General features: G+C 49.1%; 16 protein-coding genes. 15 read left to right on the plus strand and 1 reads right to left on the minus strand.

Annotated features, from left to right (window positions below):
* Positions 1-99: 99 nt before the first annotated feature.
* On the plus strand, positions 100-1452 hold the full coding sequence (gene dcuC, locus ACORQT_RS07685; protein ID WP_108680368.1) for an anaerobic C4-dicarboxylate transporter DcuC: 1353 nt from the start codon (positions 100-102) through the stop codon (positions 1450-1452).
* Between the two features lie 31 nt (positions 1453-1483).
* Here the strand turns inward: dcuC and ACORQT_RS07690 are convergent, their stop codons facing one another.
* Positions 1484-3067, minus strand: a complete 1584-nt coding sequence (locus ACORQT_RS07690; RefSeq protein WP_033642457.1) for a TerC family protein — start codon at positions 3065-3067, stop codon at positions 1484-1486.
* A gap of 618 nt (positions 3068-3685) precedes the next feature.
* Here ACORQT_RS07690 and galU (ACORQT_RS07695) point away from each other — a divergent pair.
* The 14 genes from galU (ACORQT_RS07695) to ACORQT_RS07760 all read left to right on the plus strand — a co-directional run bounded on the left by galU (ACORQT_RS07695) (position 3686) and on the right by ACORQT_RS07760 (position 21683).
* Entirely contained in the window at positions 3686-4582 is an 897-nt protein-coding gene (gene galU, locus ACORQT_RS07695) for a UTP--glucose-1-phosphate uridylyltransferase GalU (protein ID WP_033650760.1), read from the plus strand.
* Positions 4583-4635: 53 nt separating this feature from the next.
* A complete protein-coding gene (gene galU / locus ACORQT_RS07700) occupies positions 4636-5529 on the plus strand; it encodes a UTP--glucose-1-phosphate uridylyltransferase GalU (RefSeq protein ID WP_033650605.1) in 894 nt (297 codons plus the stop codon).
* A 436-nt stretch (positions 5530-5965) separates the two neighbouring features.
* Positions 5966-7102 carry a polysaccharide export protein gene (locus tag ACORQT_RS07705; RefSeq protein WP_033650761.1) on the plus strand — a complete coding sequence of 379 codons (1137 nt, stop codon included), beginning with the start codon at positions 5966-5968 and terminating at the stop codon, positions 7100-7102.
* Between the two features lie 10 nt (positions 7103-7112).
* Entirely contained in the window at positions 7113-7547 is a 435-nt protein-coding gene (locus ACORQT_RS07710; protein ID WP_033650606.1) for an arsenate reductase/protein-tyrosine-phosphatase family protein, read from the plus strand.
* Positions 7548-7559: 12 nt separating this feature from the next.
* Positions 7560-9737 (plus strand): tyrosine-protein kinase Wzc, encoded by a 2178-nt coding sequence (gene wzc / locus ACORQT_RS07715; RefSeq protein WP_033650607.1) that lies wholly within the window; start codon positions 7560-7562, stop codon positions 9735-9737.
* Between the two features lie 104 nt (positions 9738-9841).
* Complete coding sequence (locus tag ACORQT_RS07720; protein ID WP_033650608.1) at positions 9842-10978, plus strand: glycosyltransferase family 4 protein; 1137 nt, start codon at positions 9842-9844, stop codon at positions 10976-10978.
* A gap of 1 nt (position 10979) precedes the next feature.
* Positions 10980-12302, plus strand: a complete 1323-nt coding sequence (locus tag ACORQT_RS07725) for a hypothetical protein (RefSeq protein WP_033650609.1) — start codon at positions 10980-10982, stop codon at positions 12300-12302.
* 37 nt (positions 12303-12339) lie between these two features.
* Positions 12340-13404, plus strand: coding sequence for a glycosyltransferase family 4 protein (locus ACORQT_RS07730; protein WP_033650762.1), 1065 nt, complete (start codon positions 12340-12342; stop codon positions 13402-13404).
* 173 nt (positions 13405-13577) lie between these two features.
* Positions 13578-14738 (plus strand): glycosyltransferase family 4 protein, encoded by a 1161-nt coding sequence (locus ACORQT_RS07735; RefSeq protein WP_033650610.1) that lies wholly within the window; start codon positions 13578-13580, stop codon positions 14736-14738.
* A 15-nt stretch (positions 14739-14753) separates the two neighbouring features.
* The gene (locus ACORQT_RS07740; protein ID WP_042785671.1) at positions 14754-16169 is read left to right on the plus strand and encodes a mannose-1-phosphate guanylyltransferase/mannose-6-phosphate isomerase; all 1416 of its coding nucleotides are present in this window, start codon (positions 14754-14756) and stop codon (positions 16167-16169) included.
* 57 nt (positions 16170-16226) lie between these two features.
* Entirely contained in the window at positions 16227-17600 is a 1374-nt protein-coding gene (cpsG, locus tag ACORQT_RS07745; RefSeq protein ID WP_042784047.1) for a phosphomannomutase CpsG, read from the plus strand.
* A gap of 119 nt (positions 17601-17719) precedes the next feature.
* Entirely contained in the window at positions 17720-19114 is a 1395-nt protein-coding gene (gene wcaJ / locus ACORQT_RS07750) for an undecaprenyl-phosphate glucose phosphotransferase (protein WP_072628010.1), read from the plus strand.
* 72 nt (positions 19115-19186) lie between these two features.
* Entirely contained in the window at positions 19187-20533 is a 1347-nt protein-coding gene (locus tag ACORQT_RS07755) for a cellulase family glycosylhydrolase (protein ID WP_232091346.1), read from the plus strand.
* 79 nt (positions 20534-20612) lie between these two features.
* Complete coding sequence (locus tag ACORQT_RS07760; protein ID WP_164057315.1) at positions 20613-21683, plus strand: acyltransferase family protein; 1071 nt, start codon at positions 20613-20615, stop codon at positions 21681-21683.
* Positions 21684-21770: the final 87 nt, after the last annotated feature.

Consider the following 21770-nt stretch of genomic DNA (forward strand, 5'->3'; position numbering starts at 1 on the left):
ATGAAGGTCATGAAGACCTCTGCTCAGTTTGTGCAGAGTAGGGGCCAGTTTTGCTATTACTGTGCGCTTGAGCGCGAAAAAATGACGAGTTGAGGAAACATGATAGAGCTCCTTATTGGCGCCGCAGTCGCGGCGGGCGTGGGCCGTTACATTATCAAGGGATATTCCGCTACCGGCGTCTTGTTGGTGGGGGGGCTGCTGCTGCTCGGCATCAGCGCGCTGATGGGGAAAACGCTGTTGCCGTCCGGCGCCGCCTCAACCGGCTGGCGCGCGACCGACATGATCGAGTACGTCAAGATTTTGCTGATGAGCCGCGGCGGCGATCTCGGCATGATGATCATGATGCTGTGCGGCTTTGCCGCCTACATGACGCATATCGGCGCCAACGACGTGGTCGTCAAGCTGGCTTCGCGTCCGCTGCAGATGATCAATTCGCCTTATCTGCTGATGGTGGCGGCGTATTTTGTCGCTTGCCTGATGTCGCTGGCGGTCTCTTCCGCCACTGGTCTCGGCGTGCTGCTGATGGCGACGCTGTTCCCGTTGATGGTGAACGTGGGCATCAGCCGCGGCGCGGCGGCTGCCATTTGCGCTTCGCCGGCGGCGATTATTCTGGCGCCGACGTCCGGCGATGTGGTGCTGGCGGCCAAAGCGGCGGAGATGCCGCTGGTGGACTTCGCGTTCAAAACCACGCTGCCTATCTCGATTGCCGCCATTGTCTGCATGGCTGTGGCGCATTTTTTCTGGCAGCGTTATCTCGACAGAAAGAGCGATGAACAGCATCACATCATGGACGTCAGCGAAATCAAAACCCATGCGCCGGGATTTTACGCGATATTGCCGTTTACACCGATCCTCGGCGTGCTGATTTTCGACGGCAAATGGGGACCGGAGCTGCACATCATTACCGTGTTGGTGGGTTGCATACTGTTGGCGGCATTGATTGAGTTCGTGCGCAGTTTCAGCGCGAAACAGGTGTTCAGCGGCCTGGAGGTAGCCTATCGCGGCATGGCGGACGCATTCGCCAGCGTGGTCATGCTGTTGGTGGCCGCCGGGGTCTTCGCGCAAGGGTTGAGCACCGTCGGCTTTATCAGCGGGTTGATCGGGCTGGCGCAGTCGTTCGGCACCGGCGGTTTGATCATGATGTTGGTGCTGGTGGTGATCACCATGCTGGCGGCCATGACCACCGGCTCCGGCAATGCGCCGTTCTATGCGTTTGTCGAACTGATCCCGAAACTGGCGGCGCAAATGGGCGTTAACCCGGCTTATCTGGTGATCCCGATGCTGCAGGCGTCTAACCTCGGCCGCACGCTGTCGCCGGTCTCCGGCGTGGTGGTGGCGGTCTCCGGCATGGCGAAAATCTCACCGTTCGACGTGGTGAAGCGCACTTCGGTGCCGGTGATTGTCGGGCTGGTGGTGGTGATCGTGGCGACGGAGTTGCTGGTTCCCCAGTAAAACCAAGGCCGGGCAATGCCCTGCCTCAATGTTAAACCTCGTAGTCCTCCGGTGGGGGAGGCGGGGTGATCTTCACTTTCAGGATACGGTGGCTGTTGACCTCCAACGGCTCGAACAGGTAGTCACCGATCGTGATTTGTTCGCCTTCTTGCGGCACGCGCTGGCTGTGTTCCATCAGCAGCCCCGCCAGCGTGTGGTATTCGCGCTTTTCTTCCAGCGGCATCGGCAGGTACAACACCAGATCTTCCAGCGGCATATAGCCGTTGGCGGTCCAACTGCCGTCCTCGTTTTGCTGAATGTCGTGGCGTGCATCCACCTCTTCGCCGGCCTCCGGCAGGTTGCCGGCGATGGTTTCCATCACGTCCGTCAGGGTGACGATGCCTTCGACGGAACCGAACTCATCGACCACAAAGGCAAAGTGCGTCTGTGCCTGGCGGAATTGCTCAAGGGCGCTCAACAGCGTGAGCTGTTCCGGGAAGATCAACGGTTGGCGTATCAGCGCGCGCAGATCCAGCGGCGCCTGCGCCAGCTGCTGTTTGAGGACGTCGATAGTGTGGATAACGCCCAACGGCTCATCGCTGGCGCTGCTTTCTACCACCACGATGCGCGTGTGTTGATTGCGCTCCAGCAATTGCGTCAGCTTCTCCTGCGGATCGTTCAGCTCAAGGTATTCGACGTCGTGACGTGAGGTCATGATGCTGCTGACCGTGCGCTGCGCCATACCCAGCACGCGTTCGATCATGCGCCGCTCTTGCTGATTGAAGATCTCGCCGTTTTCGCTGTCGCTGTCGGCCAGCAGATTGGCGGAATGACTGTCGACCTCGGCTTCTTCATGTTTGCCGCTCAGCATGCGCAGCACCGCCTCGGCGGTACGCTCGCGCAGCGGCCGCACCTTCGACAGGAAACGACGGCGGTTGAATTGCGCCAGTTGGTTCAATGCTTCGATCATCACCGAGAAGCCGATCGCCGCGTAGAGATAGCCTTTCGGAATGTGGTAGCCGAAGCCCTCCGCCACCAGGCTGAAACCGATCATCAGCAGGAAGCTCAGGCACAGAATGACGATAGTCGGGTGAGCGTTGACGAAGCGCGTCAGTGGTTTGCTGGCCAGCAGCATCAGGCCGATGGCGATACAGACCGCGATCATCATCACCGCCAGGTGGTCGACCATGCCGACCGCGGTGATCACCGAGTCGAGCGAGAAGACGGCATCCAGCACCACGATCTGCGCCACCACCGGCCAGAAGCGCGCGCCTTTGCGTGTGCCATGCTGCTCTTCATCCTTGCCCTCCAGCCGCTCGTTCAGCTCCATGGTGGCTTTGAACAGCAGGAATATGCCGCCGACCAGCATGATCAGATCGCGGCCGCTGAAGGGGTGTTCTGCGACGATGAACATCGGTTTGGTCAGCGTCGCCAGCCACGAGATGGAGGCGAGCAACGCCAGACGCATCACCAGCGCCAGCAACAGACCGACGACACGAGCCTTATCTCTTTGTTGTTTTGGTAGTTTATCCGCCAGAATGGCGATGAAGACAAGGTTGTCTATACCCAGAACGATTTCCAGCACGACCAATGTGGCCAGGCCGGCCCAAATTGTTGGATCAGCGATCCATTCCATACGCCCAATTTCACCTGTAAGTTCTACGGCTTATGCCGCACGGGAATGATGGGCGCTGAGGCGGCAAAATTCAACTCTAATCCGGGACATGTCGACAAAAACGGGCGTTGCAAGACTTTGCGCAACAAATATTGTTCGCCGATGCTGGGCATGAAAGCGGCGTGCGGTATCAGGCTGTTTTTGCCGGAATACGCCTCGCTCATAAAAAGAACGTCTCTATAAATCTATTTAAATCAAAATATTAAAATCTCTCTCCACGTCAGGGACTCGTTACGGTATGTGGCATGAGTAGTCTTATTCTGAAAACGGCTGGCTGGGGGGATCTAAGGCTTGTATCACTTGGACATTAGTATAAGAATCCTAGCCATATAAACGTCAGTAACTAACATTGTTTGGTTATAAAGGCTCCAGTTTTTTTATTGTTTTGTGAGCGGTGCGGCAATCCAGATTAAGAGCAAATGCCGCTTTACAAAAAGTGATTTGGCTCACGGGGTGACGTGAGTGAAAACGTCAATAACAGTACTTTGGTAGCTGCAAGCCAAGGGCGGTAGCATGCTTGATGAATGTTCCCTTTTTACTTGCCGCGGGGATGCAGCGCCACGATGAATTGGAATGAAAATGCAGAAAAGACTCAAGGCAGTGATCCCTGTAGCGGGCTTGGGAACCCGAATGTTGCCGGCAACCAAAGCCATCCCTAAAGAAATGTTGCCGGTGGTCGATAAGCCCTTAATTCAGTACATCGTCAGTGAGTGCGTAGCGGCGGGCATCAAAGATATCGTTTTGGTTACCCATTCATCAAAAAATGCGATTGAAAACCATTTCGATACCTCCTTTGAGCTTGAGGCGATGCTCGAAGCGCGCGTGAAGCGTCAGTTGTTGGCCGAAGTAAAAAGCATTTGTCCACCGGATGTGACCGTGATGCAAGTGCGCCAGGGCCAGGCGAAAGGGCTGGGACATGCCGTATTGTGCGCCAAGCCGATGATAGGCGATTCTCCTTTCGTGGTGCTGCTTCCGGATGTTTTGCTGGATGATGCAACCGCGGATCTGCGCACAGAGAATCTGGCCAGAATGCTCCAGCGTTTCGACGAGACGGGATTCAGCCAGATTATGGTTGAACCGGTGCCGGAACAGGATGTGTCCAAATATGGCGTAGTTGACTGCGCCGGCGCGACGATCGCTGTGGGTGAAAGCGCGCCGATGACGGCCGTGGTAGAGAAGCCGGCTCGCGAGGATGCGCCTTCCAATCTGGCGGTTGTTGGCCGTTATGTGCTTGCCGCCGATATTTGGCCGTTGCTTGAAAAGACGCCACCCGGCGCGGGCGATGAGATCCAACTGACCGATGCGATCGCGATGTTGATGGATGAACAAACGGTGGAAGCGTTCCACATGAGCGGTAAATCCCATGATTGTGGTGACAAGCTTGGCTACATGAAGGCATTTGTGCAGTATGGATTGCGTCACGGTTCCGAAGGCGAAAACTTCAGCCGCTGGTTGAAGCAGACGTTGAATAAGTAACAGGCTGTCGCCACTGCGGCTGAAAGCGATCACCAGATTGAATGAGGGCTACTATGACGAAGTTGAAAGCGGTTATTCCTGTGGCAGGGCTGGGTATGCGTATGCTTCCGGCGACCAAGGCGATTCCGAAAGAAATGTTGCCGATCGTAGATAAACCGCTGATTCAATACATTGTCAATGAATGTGTTGCTGCCGGGATCAAAGAGATCATCTTGGTGACGCATTCTTCTAAGAACGCCATCGAAAACCATTTTGATACCTCATTCGAATTGGAGGCGATGCTGGAGGCTCGTGTGAAACGGCAGCTGTTGGATGAGGTGCAGTCGATAACGCCAAAAGGCGTCACGCTGATGCATATCCGGCAGGGGCAGCCAAAGGGGTTGGGCCACGCGGTGCTCTGTGCCAAACCTTTGGTCGGTGATTCGCCGTTTGTCGTTCTGTTGCCAGATATCTTGCTGGATGACGCAAAAGCCGATTTGAAGAAAGACAATCTGTCACACATGATTGCGCGCTTTGAACAAACCGGTCTGAGCCAGGTGTTGGTTCAGACGGCGGATGAACACGTCCTGCATGACTATTCTGTGGTGCAGTGTGAAGCCAGCAGCCTGGCTCCTGGCGAAAGCGCTCGTATCACGTCGATTATCGAAAAACCGGCGCCGGAAACCAAGTTGGAATCCAACTATTCGGCGGTGGGACGTTATGTGTTGTCAGCGGATATTTGGCCTCTTCTGGAGACGACCAAACCGGGGGCCTGGGGCCGTATTCAACTGACCGATGCGATTGCCGAATTGTTGAAACACAAACCGGTAGAGGCAACAGAGTTGGTTGGGGAGTCGTTCAACTGTGGTGAAAAACTGGGGTACTTGCGGGCGTTTGTCACCTACGGTTTGCGTCATCCTACTCAGGGCAAGGCTTTCCGGGAATGGGCTGAACAGCTGGCGTTTTGAACTAGACTGGATGGTTCCCTATCGGCCCGATCACTGTAAGGAAATCAGGAGAGTGGTTGAATTTTGGGGAATTTCACTGTCTCAATTTTTATATTAGTATACATTCAATAGCGGGTTGCTGAGTTGCCTTGGCGAGTACTTTTTGCACGAACTTGCCAGGCTGCTCTGCAATATACTGTTATTAATACAAATTAAAGCCCGAATCGGCCCCGGTATCGATTTTCGCCAATGCGAGGCTTCTCAGCTTATTTATCTTGCCAATAATAGCTTTGCTCTTATCAACGGCAGATAAACGTTATTGAAAATTGCAACAGGGCGCTTATTGAGAGACGGCGCAGCAAGTGTCAGGCATTTTGATAAGGTTACAGCGAGGCAGCCACGGTTGGCTAGCATTGTAGCTTTGCAGATACATTTACTTGAAAGTGATGATAATTTGATGGCAAAACGACAATTGAAAGTGATATCGCTATTGATATCAATTAGCGTAATCAGTGGATGCACGGTGTTTCCTGGAACCCATTTATCGACCAGTGGAAAAGATGTCGTAAAACAAGAAGATGCTGACTTCGATATTGATAAGCTGGTCAATATTTACCCTATGACGCCTAAGCTGCTGGATTCGATGCGTCCCGCAAAGGTGGTTGCTCAGTCGAATGCGCAATTGGACGCATCGCTGCGCACGTATGAATACCGGATTGGTGTGGGTGACGTCCTTAACGTAACGGTTTGGGACCATCCTGAACTGACTACGCCTGCGGGCCAATACCGCAGCGCCAGCGACACCGGTAACTGGGTGCATGCCGACGGTACTATTTTCTATCCTTATATCGGTAAGGTGAGCGTGGTAGGTAAAACGGTCACCGAGATCCGCGATCAAATCGCCAGGAGACTGGCGCAATACATTGAAAGTCCACAGGTTGACGTCAATATCGCCGCTTTCCGTTCACAGAAAGCGTATGTGACGGGGGAAGTCGCCAAGTCGGGTCAACAACCGATCACCAACGTGCCATTGACGGTGATGGATGCCATCAACGCCGCCGGCGGGCTGACGGAAGATGCCGATTGGCGCAATATCATTTTGACTCACAACGGCAAAGAGCAGCGCCTTTCATTGCAGCAACTGATGCAAAATGGGGATTTGACCCAGAACCGCCTGCTCTATCCCGGGGACATTCTGTACATTCCTCGTAATGACGATCTCAAGGTATTCGTGATGGGGGAAGTAAAAACTCCATCCACGCTCAAAATGGATCGCAGCGGTATGACGTTGACGGAGGCGTTGGGTAGCAGTCAAGGGCTTGTACAATCGAGTGCTGACGCGACAGGCATTTTCGTTATTCGACCTCTGCATGGCACTCAGGGCAATAAACTGGCAAACATCTATCAGTTGAATATGTCGGATGCGACAGCCATGGTGATGGGGACGGAATTCCACCTTCAGCCTTATGACATTGTCTATGTCACTGCGGCGCCGGTCGCTCGTTGGAATCGTCTGGTCACGCAGTTGGTGCCAACCATCGACGGCTTCAACAACCTGACGGAAGGTACGCTGCGTATTCGTAACTGGCCGTAGAGGATACGCTATGTTTGATTCTGTTTTGGTTGTCTGTGTTGGAAATATCTGCCGTTCTCCGACGGGGGAGCGGCTGTTGAAAAAACATCTGCCACAAAAAAAAATCGCGTCGGCCGGTATCGGCGCACTCGTCGGTAAGCCGGCGGATGAGGCTGCGGTGGCGGTGGCGGAAGAGCATGGTCTTTCTTTGGATAACCATGTTGCACAGCAGTTGACCAAGGAAATGTGTCGTGAATATTCGCTGATACTGGTGATGGAAAAAAGTCACATTGAGGCCGTTTGCCGTTTAGCCCCCGAAGTCAGGGGGAAAACCATGCTGTTCGCTCACTGGATGGGGCAGGCTGAAGTTCCTGATCCGTATAAGAAGAGTCACGAAGCGTTTGAGTTTGTATATAACCTTCTGGCTGAAGCTGCGCAGAAATGGGCAAAAGCATTAAATCGTTAACCAGAGATGACAATGATTGATAATAGCAAACTGGGTCCGGCTGCGGGCGCAAGTAATGATGAGATTGATTTAGGTCGGTTGCTGGGAACGCTGCTGGATCATCGGTGGCTGATTATAGGGATTACGACATTCTTTGCTGTGATCGGCATCGTCTATTCTCTGTTCGCAACGCCTGTATACCAGTCGGATGCATTGATTCAAGTTGAACAAAGTTCGGGTAACTCGATCCTCAACAACCTTTCCGAAATGTTGCCCACGGCACAGCCTGGTTCTGCGGCGGAGATTGAGCTGATCAAATCCCGCATGGTGCTTGGCAAAACCGTCGCAGATTTGAACCTGAATACGGTCGTTGAACAAAAATACTTCCCGATCTTTGGGCAGGGTTGGAATCGTTTGATGGGGAACGAACCTGGCAAGATAGCCTTGTCGCGTTTGTCTATTCCTTATTCATGGAATGAGAAAGACCTTGAGCTGGAAGTGATTGATAAAAACAGTTTCGCTCTCAGCGTTGATGGTGATGAATTCCTCAAAGGCAAAACGGGTGAGCTGGTCAATCAAAAAGGCGTGACCATGCTGGTCAGCGAAATTGACGCGGCGCCTGGTACGGTCTTCAAAGTGACCAAGCGCAGCGATCTGATGGCTATTAACGCGTTGCTCGCGGCGTTGACGGTTGAAGATAAAGCCAAGGACACCGGCGTGTTGGCGTTGACCCTGCAAGGGGAAGATCCTGAGCTGGTGGGTAAAACGCTCGACAGCATTTCGAAAAATTATTTGCTGCAGAACGTTGAGCGTAAGTCGGAAGAAGCGGCCAAGAGCCTCGAATTTCTGAAAGAGCAGTTGCCGCAGGTGAGAACCTCTCTGGACATCGCCGAAGATAAGCTGAATAAGTTCCGTCAAGACAATGATTCCGTCGATCTGTCGCTTGAAGCCAAGTCTATGCTGGACAGCGTGGTTTCTGTCGAGGCACAACTGAATGAGTTGACCTTCAAAGAAGCTGAGATATCGAAGCTGTACACTAAAGAGCACCCGGCATATCGTGCTTTGATGGAGAAGCGTGGGACCCTGGAAGGGGAACGCGCGAAGCTGAATAAACGTATTAGCGTAATGCCTAAGACGCAGCAGGAAATCTTGCGGCTAACCCGAGATGTTGATGCGGGTAAAGAAATTTACATGCAACTGCTGAATAAGCAACAAGAGCTTGGGATCACCAAAGCCAGTACCGTGGGTAATGTGCGTATTGTCGATCCGGCGGTGACTCAGCCAAAACCGGTTCAGCCACGTAAAACCTTGATTGTTCTGCTGTGTGTGGTGTTGGGCGGGATGTTCTCCATCGGCATCGTGGTGCTTAAAACCATGCTGCACCACGGAATCGAGAGTCCTGACGAGTTGGAGCAACGCGGTATCAACGTCTATGCCAGCATTCCATTGTCTGAATGGCAGCAGAAAAAAGACCGCGAAATGTTGCTGCGCACTCATCGCAAGTCCAATACGCGCGCCAACTCGTTGCTTGCCGTCGGCAACCCGGCTGACCTTGCCATCGAAGCCGTTCGCAGTCTGCGCACCAGCCTGCATTTTGCGATGATGGAAGCGAAGAATAATGTGCTGATGATTTCCGGCGCCAGTCCAAACATCGGTAAGACGTTTGTCAGTATCAACCTGGCGGCGGTTATCGCTCAGGCGGGGCAACGTGTGTTGGTTATCGACGCCGACATGCGAAAAGGGTATTCACATACATTGCTGGATGCCGATTGGCAAAATGGTCTGTCTGATATTTTGTCAGGCAAAATCGATGCGGCCAGCGCGGTTCGTCCTACGCAAATCAACGGTATGGACTTCATTCCGCGCGGCCAGATTCCACCGAATCCTTCTGAGTTGCTGATGCACAGCCGTTTTGCCGATTTGGTCGAATGGGCGGACAAGCATTATGATCTGGTTCTGATCGATACTCCGCCTATCCTGGCTGTCACCGATGCGGCAATTATTGGCCACCATGTCGGTACGGCGCTGATGATCGCGCGCTTCGGTATGAACACGGTTAAAGAACTCGAGATCAGCGTGCGCAGATTCGATCAAAACGGTATCGAGATCAAAGGCATTATTCTGAACGCCGTTGAACGTCGCGCAAGCAGCTATTATGGCAACTACGGTTACTACCAGTACGAATACAAATCTGGCGGTAAAGACGCGTAATAAAGCAAATCTCCCTTCAAGAGGTTATAAGTGTCTTTATAACCTCGCTTTATCTAAAGCGCCTAGTCTTACGGCGCCGAAATACCTGATAAAAACCGGCTATTATGAATATATTAATTGTTAATACATTATATGCACCATTCAAGGTTGGCGGCGCGGAAGTGTCTGTGCAACTTTTGGCGGAAGAGCTGGTTTCAAAAGGCGATAGAGTTCGCGTAGTTTGTTTACACGATGAAAAGTTCAGAAAGCAGACGGAAATAAATGGCGTTGAGGTGGTTTATTTACCGCTGAAAAATCTGTACTGGCCTTTCAGTAATGAGCAAAAAGGGAAGTTGTCAAAAGTCGTCTGGCATTTGGTTGACAATTTCAATCCAATGATGGGAAAGGCTTTCTCCAGAGAGTTGGATGATTTTAATCCCGATGTGGTACATACCAATAACATCAGTGGCTTTTCTGTTGCGATTTGGGACTGTGTCAAAAAAAGGAATATAAAACTCGTCCATACGGCTCGTGATTATTATCTCTTTCACCATAACTGTACGCTGTTTCAACATGGGGAAAATATGGATGTAGGTTCTGCAGCGGTCCAGTTGACATCTATGGTGAAAAAGCGAAAAAGCCAGAATGTCGATAGGTTTGTCGGCATCAGCAAATACATCTCTGCATTGCATCAAGATAATGGCTTTGCCATTAATGCCCGACACAGCCACATCTACAATCCGATAAAAAAATGTCATGTTGCCGACCAATCGTCGTCGGTTATCCGGATTGGCTTTATTGGCCGTTTGACCGCAGATAAAGGGTTCAAGGCGTTCTGCGCCAAAGCGTTGGAAATGACGATACCGGGTGAGGTGGAGTTTTACGCTGCCGGGCGTTTTTCCTCCTCCGATGAAGGCCGCGCCTTGCAACTCAGGGCGGAGGAGGCTGGCGTCCATCTGTTGGGGTTTGTGCCGGTAGAATCCTTCCTGGCTCAGATTGATATGGTTTATTTGCCTACACTCTGGAATGAACCGTTTGGCCGAGCAGTAGCGGAAACGGCTGCTGCCGGCAAGCACGTCTTCACTTCTTTCGCCGGTGGCGTTGCTGAAATCGCTGAACATTACCCCAATGTATATCAGCTAAGTGAATTTACGTTGGAAAAACTGCGAATCTTAAAAAATGAGCGCGTCGAGTTTGTTGATGTGAATCCCTTTGACGCCGGGCGGTTGGCTGCGGGTTATCAAGAGGTTTATAAGAGCTGATATGGGATTCTCATCGAAAAAATTCGCAGACTATTTTGTTATCACCTATCTGGTAGTAATTTCAATCAGTGGGGTTATCAATATCGTCGCTCACAATACGACGCGCCTGATACTGCTTTATAAAGATGTCTATTCATTGGCATTACCGGCGTTTTTGCTGCTTTATCTGGCGGCCAATAAGAGTAGAACCGGCCCGGGTTTTAGAAGCTACCTACTGCTGTTTATTGGCATGGTTATGCTTTCCCTGTCATATGTTCTTATTTCTATTCTTAACAGCAATTTTAAAATTGGTAACGTCGTTACGCAATTCCGCTTCGAATTGTTTACCTATTCGTCGTTGCTGGTTGCCGCACTCTTGGTGTGTCTAGAGCCTGAACATCGCATGAAATTGCTGATGAGGCTGATTAAAGTTTACGTCATAGTCACCGTTGTCAATGCTATTTTCGCCATACTGGAAAGCGTGTTTTCAGGTTTGCTTTATGCGCTGACCGGGGTAAGTCCTGGATTGCAATTTACGCAAGTGGGAAAAGATAATGGGCTGATTTTACGTACCGCAAGCGGATTCTTTAGGGCGATAGGTCTTTTTAGTAGTCCTTTTACACTATCTGAGTTTTTATTCTTCGGTCTCATATTAAGTCCATTTGTTAGTAAGAAAAATCGCTTGAGATATATATTGATTGTCTCGGCCGGTATTGTCTGTTCCACATCGAAAACAGCTATAATTATGGCCGGTATTTATTTTGGCTATCTGTTTGTTCGTCGATTCCTATCGTTGAAAGCCAGTTTAGCCAGTGTGGTGCTTGTATGCGTGGCATTGTCATCATTCTTCTACGCAACCATGACGGACATGGGGATCTATAAATCTATCTATTCAAGCGATAATAATTATGCAGAGCAAAGTATTCTGGAAAGGATCTTACTGATTGAAGAAGTGAGAAATAGTGACACCTATTCAATTTTTACCGGAGCAGGTTACGGCGTTAACGGTAATGCCGCGGTCGGTGATGATGCTGCGCTGCCGTTGGACAGTATCTATATTTTCTTGCTTTCCAACTATGGCGGAGTGGGAATTTTCATCTTCTTACTTGCTGCGTCAATTATTTTGCTGAAACTGTATAATAAAGTCCGTTATGGACAGTTCTACACGGGCGTGTTCCTGTATTGGATGATTTCGCTATCTATCAACTTAGTTTATAACAACCCGATTACTAATTATCCAGGGTATGTTTTCTCGATTATTATTTCTGCTTTGCTTTTGTCATTTAGACAAGATGAGTTTTCTAAGATGGCTGATGCCCAAAGGCTCCAAGCGCAGACACGATAAGCTTGAATTGTATAGTGGCGTCGTCATAGAGGTATATATGATTGTTGTTAATGCACGATTTCTCACACAAGAGTTAACAGGGGTGCAGCGCTTTGCCGAACAGATTAGCCTGGCGCTACGGGAACTACGCGACGATATCGTTTTTGTTTCACCTGGTGACATAAAGAATACGAAGGCTGCTGAGTCGCTCAATGTAAAGGTGGTTGGACATCGAACCGGGCATCAATGGGAACAACGAGACCTGCCAAAATATCTGAAAGCCAATGGCAATCCATTGTTGATCAATTTAGGGAATACTGCGCCGCTGTGGTATAAGAATAAGGTCGTGACTCATCATGACGTGACTTATAAGAAATTCCCGCAGAGCTATTCTAGAAAGTTTCGGTTGATGTATAACCTGCTGATTCCCATCATGCTAAAAAACAGCCGTGCACTATTGACCGTTAGTGAATTTTCTAAAAAAGAAATTACGACGGCTTATGGTTACAATCCGAAAAATACCTTTGTGATCGCCAATGCTGTATCCGATCTTTTTTCTCGCAGAAGTGTCGAGAGTGCCAGCAATACTGATGAGCGTTTTCTGTTGGCGGTTTCTTCGCCTAACTATCATAAGAACTTTCATGGTTTACTGGCCGCTTTTTCTGCCGCATGTCAAAATACGGATGTTAAACTTAAGATTATCGGTGGAAAGAATAAGAATTTTTCAGGCATGGATTTCTCTGGCAATGATGAGAACGCCATGAAGAATGTTGAATTCTTAGGGCGAGTCACCGATGAAGAGTTGGTGGCGATTTACCAACGCGCTTTAGCGTTTGTTTTTCCTTCGTTCTATGAAGGCTTTGGTATTCCTCCATTGGAAGCCCAAGCTTGCGGATGTCCCGTCGTTTCGTCGAACCAGGCCTCCTTACCCGAAGTATTGGCGGATAGTGCCCTGTATTTTAACCCGTATAAGCATCAGGAAATGGTTGATGCACTGAATAGAATTATCAACGATGAATCGTTGCGCGAACAGCTCAAAGAGAAAGGGTACAACAACATCGGTCATTATTCCTGGCTTGAATCGGCCAAGAAGTTGGAAAATATTATCACTCAGTTGAGATAGCGCTAGGGTATTAGGCATTCGGTAATTGTAGAACGTTATTATGAAATTACGGATGCCTGGCATATCTGAAGAGACGTTGAGAAGATATCATTCAGCGATTCAGAAAAGCCGAATCATTAGTGAAGAGTATTCTTGTATTGGGATTTCAAATTTAAGGTGAGTTGGGGAGAGGTATGTCTGAACAGAAGTCGTTAAATGTCGGGGTCGTAGCCGATTGGTTGGTGACCTACGCAGGAGCTGAGCGCGTAATAAAAGAGTTTATTGACATATATCCCGATTCTACTCTCTATTCCGTGGTCGATTTTTTGTCGGATGCCGCTCGACAACAGATTCACAACAAGCATGCCACAACCACATTCATACAAAATCTACCGAAAGCCAAGACCAGCTATCAAAAGTATTTGCCTCTGATGCCGTTGGCTATTGAGCAGCTTGATGTCTCCTCTCATGATGTCGTGCTATCCAGCAGTCATGCTGTGGCCAAAGGCGTTCTGACTGGACCCGATCAGCTGCATATCAGCTATGTGCATTCGCCCATCCGTTATGCCTGGGATCTGCAGCATCAATACCTGCGCGAAGCTAACTTGATGAAGGGCATGAAAGGGCGGTTGGCTAAATGGTTGCTGCACAAAATTCGCATGTGGGACTATCGTACCGCTAATGGCGTTGACCATTTTATCGCTAATTCACAGTTTATTGCGCGTCGTATTAAGAAAGTGTATGGCCGTGAAGCCGACGTTATTTATCCACCTGTTGATGTGGATCGATTCTTACTTAATGAAAACAAGGATGATTTCTATTTTACGGCGTCGCGAATGGTCCCTTATAAGCGTATGGACTTGATCGTTGAAGCTTTCAGTGCGATGCCTGACAAGAAGCTGATCGTGATCGGCGACGGCTCGGAGATGGCGAAGATCAAAGCCAAAGCGGGCAAAAACGTTGAGATCTTGGGATACCAGAGCAATGAGGTATTGCAGGATCACATGTCCAGAGCCAAAGCGTTTGTTTTCGCTGCTGAAGAAGACTTCGGCATTACGCCGGTAGAGGCGCAGGCATGCGGAACACCCGTTATCACCTTCGGTAAAGGTGGCGCGTTGGAAACCGTGCGTCCGTTTGGCGTCAGCAATCCTACCGGGCTTTTCTTCTCGGAACAAACGGTCCCTTCGTTGGTCGCTGCCGTAGAGCAATTTGAGAAAATACAGGACCAAATCAGCCCTGTTGACTGTCGTACTCAAGCCTGCAAATTCTCTGCGGAACGTTTTCGCAGTGAGCTGACCGAATACATTAATGCCAAATGGCATGAGTTCAATACCGCGAAAACCATAAAATACTGATCGGTGAGATTTATTATGAGTAATATTTATCCTGTAATTATGGCTGGCGGTACCGGAAGCCGTTTATGGCCTCTCTCAAGAGAATTATTTCCGAAACAGTTTTTAGCGTTGTGCAGTGAATTTTCCATGTTGCAAACCACGGTCAACAGACTTGATGGGTTGGAGATATCAAACCCGCTGGTGATCTGCAATGAAGAGCACCGTTTTATTGTTGCAGAACAGCTGCGACAGATTACTCGTTTATCCCACAACATTATTTTGGAGCCGGTTGGGCGCAATACGGCACCGGCCATTGCACTGGCCGCGTTGCAGGCGACCGCTGGCGGCGAAGATCCCTTATTGCTGGTTTTGGCAGCAGATCATGTTATCCAGAATGAGGAAGCATTCCGTACGGCTGTATTGCAAGCGGTGCCTTACGCTGAAGCAGGAAAGCTGGCGACCTTCGGGATTGTGCCGACCGGTCCGGAAACAGGGTATGGTTATATCCATAAAGGTGAAAGTATTGATGGGGCGCTTGCCTCTCGGGTGTCTCGCTTTGTTGAAAAACCGAATCTGTCGACGGCTAAAGAGTATCTTGCCAGCGGAGAATACTTATGGAACAGCGGGATGTTCCTGTTTAAAGCCAGCCGTTATCTCGAGGAGTTGAATAAATTTCGGCCGGATATTTTGGCTGCGTGTCGTCAGGCCTTGCTGCATACGGCGCCGGATCTGGATTTTGTCCGTGTCGATCGCGAAGCCTTTATTGTCTGCCCAGATGAGTCCATAGACTATGCGGTGATGGAGCAGACAGCGGATGCCATCGTGGTGCCGTTGGATGCGGGGTGGAGCGATGTCGGTTCCTGGTCGGCGCTTTGGGACATCAGTGCGAAAGATGCAAACGGCAACAGCACCTTTGGTGATGTGTTGCAACATGATTGTTCAAATAACTATATTCGTGCCGAACATAAATTGGTCGCAACGGTAGGTGTAGATAACTTGGTTATCGTTGAAACCAAAGATGCTGTGTTGATCTCGAATAAAGATAAAGTGCAAGATGTTAAAGAGATCGTCAATCATCTGAAACGTGGACAGCGTTCGGAATGCAAGCAGCATCGTGAGGTCTACCGCCCATGGGGCAAGCATGACGCCATTGCGCAAGGCGAGCGTTTTCAGGTACGTAAGATAACGGTTAAACCTGGCGAGAAACTCTCATTGCAGATGCACCATCATCGTTCAGAGCATTGGGTGGTCGTTTCGGGTACCGCCAAAGTTATAAAAGGCGGTGAGACGAAGTTTGTAACTGAAAACGAATCTATTTATATTCCATTAGGTACTGAACACTCATTAGAGAACCCAGGGAAAATTGCATTGGATTTGATTGAAATTCAATCCGGCTCTTATTTGGGTGAAGACGATATTATTCGCATTGATGATAATGGAAAATACAAATAACGGTGATGTGTCTTAAGCGTGACATGTTTTCGTAAATTTTTTGGTAAGGATTTTTAGATGACTCAAACTTTAACTTGTTTCAAAGCATACGACATTCGTGGCCGGTTAGGTGAGGAGTTAAATACGGATATTGCCTATCGTATCGGTCGGGCTTACGGTGAGTTTTTGCAACCACGCGAAGTTGTGGTTGGTGGCGATGTTCGTTTGACCAGTGAAGAGCTGAAACTGGCGCTGGCTGAAGGTTTGCGTGATGCCGGCGTTGACGTACTGGATATCGGGCTCAGCGGTACCGAGGAGATTTATTTCGCGACTTTCCATTTGGGTATTGATGGTGGCATTGAAGTGACCGCCAGCCACAATCCTATGGATTACAATGGCATGAAGCTGGTGAGAAGCCAGGCCAAACCGATCAGCGGTGATACCGGCTTACGCGATATTCAGCGATTGGCCGAAGGGAACGCGTTTGCCGAAGTGGATCCCTCTGCGCGTGGCAGCTACCGTAAGATTTCCGTAGAGGATGCCTATATTGAGCACCTGCTAGGCTATATCGATGTCAAAAATCTGAAGCCGCTTAAACTGGTGGTCAATTCCGGCAATGGTGCAGCAGGGCATGTGATCGATGCCATTGAAGCACGTTTCAAGCAACTGCAAGTTCCGGTCGAATTTATCAAGGTTCACCATCAGCCGGATGGTAATTTCCCTAACGGTATTCCTAATCCTCTGTTGCCTGAGTGTCGTGAAGATACGGCGCAAGCGGTTCGCGCGCATGGTGCCGATATGGGCATTGCGTTTGATGGCGACTTCGATCGTTGCTTCCTGTTTGACGAGAAGGGCGGCTTTATTGAAGGTTACTATATTGTTGGCCTTCTGGCTGCGGCGTTTCTGGAGAAAGAAACCGGTGCCAAAATCATTCACGATCCGCGCTTAAGCTGGAACACGATTGATGTGGTCAACGCCAGCGGTGGCGTGCCTGTCATGTCGAAAACCGGCCATGCCTTTATCAAGGAACGCATGCGTAAGGAAGATGCTGTCTATGGCGGTGAGATGAGTGCTCACCACTATTTCCGCGAGTTTTCTTATTGCGATAGCGGCATGATCCCATGGCTCTTGGTTGCCGAATTGCTTTGTCTGAAGAATATGTCCCTCGGACAATTGGTGGCCGATCGCATGGCTGCCTACCCGGCTTCCGGGGAGATTAACAGCCATCTGCAAGATCCTCAGGCATCGATTGATAAAGTCCTGGAATGCTATCGGTCTGATGCGCTGCTGTTCGATCACACCGATGGTATCAGTTTGGAGTTTTCTGACTGGCGATTCAACTTACGCAGCTCGAACACGGAGCCGGTGGTTCGCTTAAACGTTGAGTCGCGGGCGAATCCGTCATTGATGCAGCAGAAAACAGAGGAAATTCTTGCCTTGCTCCGCAGTTAAACTCTGCACTTACGCTATATTGGAAGTTCGGGGCTGTATTGCCCCGGCTTTAGGAATATAGGTACCAGAGAAAACTAACAAAAGGCATCTATACTATGCTAGCGAATAGGCCGTTATCTATGAATGGTTTCCGTCGTGGGAGTTTGCATACCAATGCGTCCCTGACATCAATGTTGCAACGATTTTCCGATATTTTTATCGTTTTTTGCGGGCTCTACTTATCCTGTCTGATTTCAGGAACGCGCTTCGCCATACAACACTGGGTTATGGTATTAACGTCGATTGTGATATTTCAAATGATCGGCGGCATTACGGATTTTTATCGTTCCTGGCGCGGTGTGCGAGCAGGGTTAGAGATTCGGCTTATTATCCAAAACTGGACGATAAGCTTGGTGATGACTTCGGGCGCTGTTGCATTTGTCAATGATTTTAATAATGAATATATAGTATATATTCAATGGTACTTATTTGTTTGCTGCGGTTTAGTCATTACACGCAGCACTATCCGTTTGATGCTGGGATATATGCGGAATTTAGGATTTAACACCCGTAATATCGCCATCATGGGATCGATGCCGGTTGGTCTTCGGCTCGCGGAAACGTTGAGTGATGCGCATTGGATGGGATTCCGGGTACTGGGTATCTATGATGACAGTGCAGAGCCATTGGATAGTGTGATCGAACGCCGTGGCGATTTAGCGCAACTAATTGAGGACGCTAAGTGTGGTCGAATTGATCGGATTTATATCGCGATGCCTATGGAGCAAGAAAAACTGATCAAGGATACGGTGACTGAACTTTCCGATACCACGTGTTCCGTGATGCTGATTCCAGACATATTCACCTTTAATATGTTGCAGTCGCGATCGGAAGAAATTAACGGCGTATCCGTTGTCTCGTTGTTTGATACACCAATGAGTGGTATTAACCAGGTGATAAAGCGGGTAGAAGATATTGTTCTCTCCATTTTTATCCTGCTCTTTATTTCACCGGTACTGGTGTTGATTTCAGCCGCAGTGAAGTTTACTTCTCCCGGCCCGGTGATTTTCAAACAGCGCCGATACGGCATGGATGGCAAGGCAATTGAAGTGTGGAAGTTTCGCTCCATGAAGGTAATGGAGAATGGCGATAAAGTCGTTCAGGCGACAAAGGGCGATTCGCGGGTGACACCGGTGGGGGCATTTCTTCGCCGTACTTCACTCGATGAGCTGCCACAATTTATCAATGTGCTGAAAGGCGACATGTCGATTGTAGGGCCACGCCCTCACGCCGTTGCGCATAATGAGCAGTATCGTAAGTTGATCAAGGGTTATATGCTGCGGCATAAAATGAAGCCTGGCATCACAGGTTGGGCCCAGATAAATGGCTGGCGGGGTGAAACCGACACGCTGGATAAAATGGAAAAGCGTGTTGAATTTGACCTTGACTACATTCGGAACTGGAGCGTTTGGTTGGATGTAAAGATTGTTTTCTTGACGATATTTAAAGGGTTCGTCAGTAAAACAGCCTATTAATTACTCTGATGGTAAATTGCCTCATCGGGCTTCCTGTTCAACAGGTTGCCTGGGGGCGTGCAGGAGGTCGCGTTGAAAATCCAGCCTGGTACCACACGTAGCCCCGTAAATGGCTATGCGAAAATAGTAAAAGCATGCGCGGTTGCGGGCGCGTTATTGTTCGGTTCATACGGATACGCGAATGCGTTTGAGGTGGGTGTGAACGTACATTTACGTCACTACCCTAAACCGACAGACAACTATCTGTCGTTAATCAAGGAGTATGGCTTTACTTCTTTCCGAGCCGGCTATTTGTGGGGATTGGTAGAGCGAACACCTGGTACGATGAACGTCGCAGATCCGTTGACTAAGGAAGATGATGCTTATCAACACGGTCTCTCTCAGTATGGGTTGAATTCTTTACTCATTCTCGCCTACGGGAATACCGCCTATAACGCACCTGACTACCCCACAACGCCTGCGGCTATCGATGGATTTGCCAATTATGCATACTGGACCGCAAAGCGCTTTAAGGGAAAGGTAAAATATTACGAAGTTTGGAATGAGTGGACGGTGGGAACCGGTATGAGTAAAAAAACGGCCATTCCTCCGCCTGAAGTGTTTGCAGAGCTGGTTAGGAAGACATCCGCCGCCGTAAAACGCGCAGACCCCGATGCCATCGTTCTCGCCGGTTCGCTTAATCCTTTGGGGCCGGCGGGGCTCAGTTGGTTCGACCAATTGATGAAGCTAGGCATACTTAATGATATTGACGGTATCTCGTTGCATCCTTATTCCTACCGTTTGCCGGACTTAGCGTTAAGAACGCCAGAGGATAACCTCAACGCTATCGATAAATTTGAGCAAAGGGTGAAAGCCTTCGCCAAGAAAAGCGTCCCTGTTTACATTACAGAGATGGGGGTGCCGACTTACAATGGGCCCGGTGGGTTAAGTGATGCTGCTGCGGCTCAATACGTTGTTAAGTATACGATGTTGGCTAAATCTCGACCGTATATCAAAGGTATTTGGTGGTATGATCTCATTGATGATGGTGACAACCCGGCAATCAATGAACATCGGTTTGGCTTGCTAAATCGACAGGAACAACCAAAAGCTGCCGCATTGGCTTACGAAAAAATTGCCAAAGTAGCGCGCGATTTCACCGTAAGTGACTACAAAGCATCGTCTGACGGCGTGATAAGTATCGCGTTGAAGGGCAGCGGTAATCAGTATGCGATGCTCTATTGGCAAAAACCGCAAGTGGCGCAACCTTCAGCTCAGGCAAATGGTTTGAGATCATTAATCAGCAGCGCGCCAGTACAGAAGACGAAAGAGTCTGCCGCCCAACCGTTGATTGAGTTAAACAGCCAGAAAACTGTGTTGCAAGGAGATACTCCTGTGTTGATGTTATCCGATAAGCCTATCTCATCGCCGACGCGTTAATATTTTTTTTACTATTTTGGGCTTTTATTTTTCCTGGATTATGACTGATAAATATTTTTCTCAACATCAGGTGGTTTCTATGCAAATAGAGAAACAGGCGAAAACCACCGCTGACAATAAAACTCCTGTTCGTTTGGATTATGTAGACTCGATACGAGGAATTGCGGCGATAAGTGTAGTTATTGCCCATTTTCTGGTGCCGATTTACGGTTACGATAAGTATATTTTTTCCCATGTTTTTGATGTCGGTAAAATAGGTGTCGTATTATTTTTTATTATCAGCGGGTTTATCATTCCCTTTAGTTTTCGTCGTGAAAACGGCGGTGTTCAAGCCTTCTTCATCTCGCGCTTTTTCAGGCTTTACCCTGGATATTGGTTCTCGTTGTTTTTGTATCTTGTTGTTTCTTATTGCTTTGGTGAGCAGTTCCCCTTGCGGCAAATTTTGGCCAACATCACCATGTTTCAAACGGCTTTGCACGTGAAAGATATTGTCGGCGTATATTGGACGCTGTTTATTGAACTGGTCTTTTACATCATGTGTGTATTTGCCTTCATTCTGAGGTTACTCAACAAGGTAAGATTCAATTTTATTTCTGCGCTTGTCATGTTAGGTGTTGCTCTGGCGATGGGAGTTGCCAGGCATAAACTGGATGCTGCGTTTCCTGTCGCTCTGCCGCTTGCATTGTCACTCATGATGTTTGGCGGTTTATGGCGTTCATATTTGTTGGAAGGCGATCTATTCGCTAAAAAACAGGCGATTTACTATATCGCGATTTTTGCTTGTGTCATTCCGCTAGTCAGTTTCTATTCCTATGGTTCGGAGCCCGGGCATACGATGAGATATACTTTGACGTATTATTTCAGCATGCTGCTGTTCATCCTGTTGACAACGCGGCTCAAAATTCATAACAAATTCATGGTGCTCATGGGTGTTATTAGCTACTCTATTTATCTGATTCATCCTAGCCTATTGATTGTATTCGAACATCTGACAGCTAATCTCGACAATGGCACTCGCTATCTTTGGGGGAGCGTCGGGGCGACTTTAACTTTGCCGGTTTCATATTTGGTATACAAATATATCGAGTTGCCATCGATCCACTTTGGCAGAAGAGTTAAGTCCAGCTTGGTCAAAGCGATGCCTCTCTGAGCATGTTTGCTGCAATTACCTGATTCATTTCTACAGGTATTATCTATGGGCATCTTCATCACCATCGATGAAGATGCCTTTTTTTAT

Origin of the sequence: Serratia sp. (in: enterobacteria) (assembly GCF_052400455.1) — a bacterium.
Taxonomy (GTDB): domain Bacteria; phylum Pseudomonadota; class Gammaproteobacteria; order Enterobacterales; family Enterobacteriaceae; genus Serratia; species Serratia ureilytica.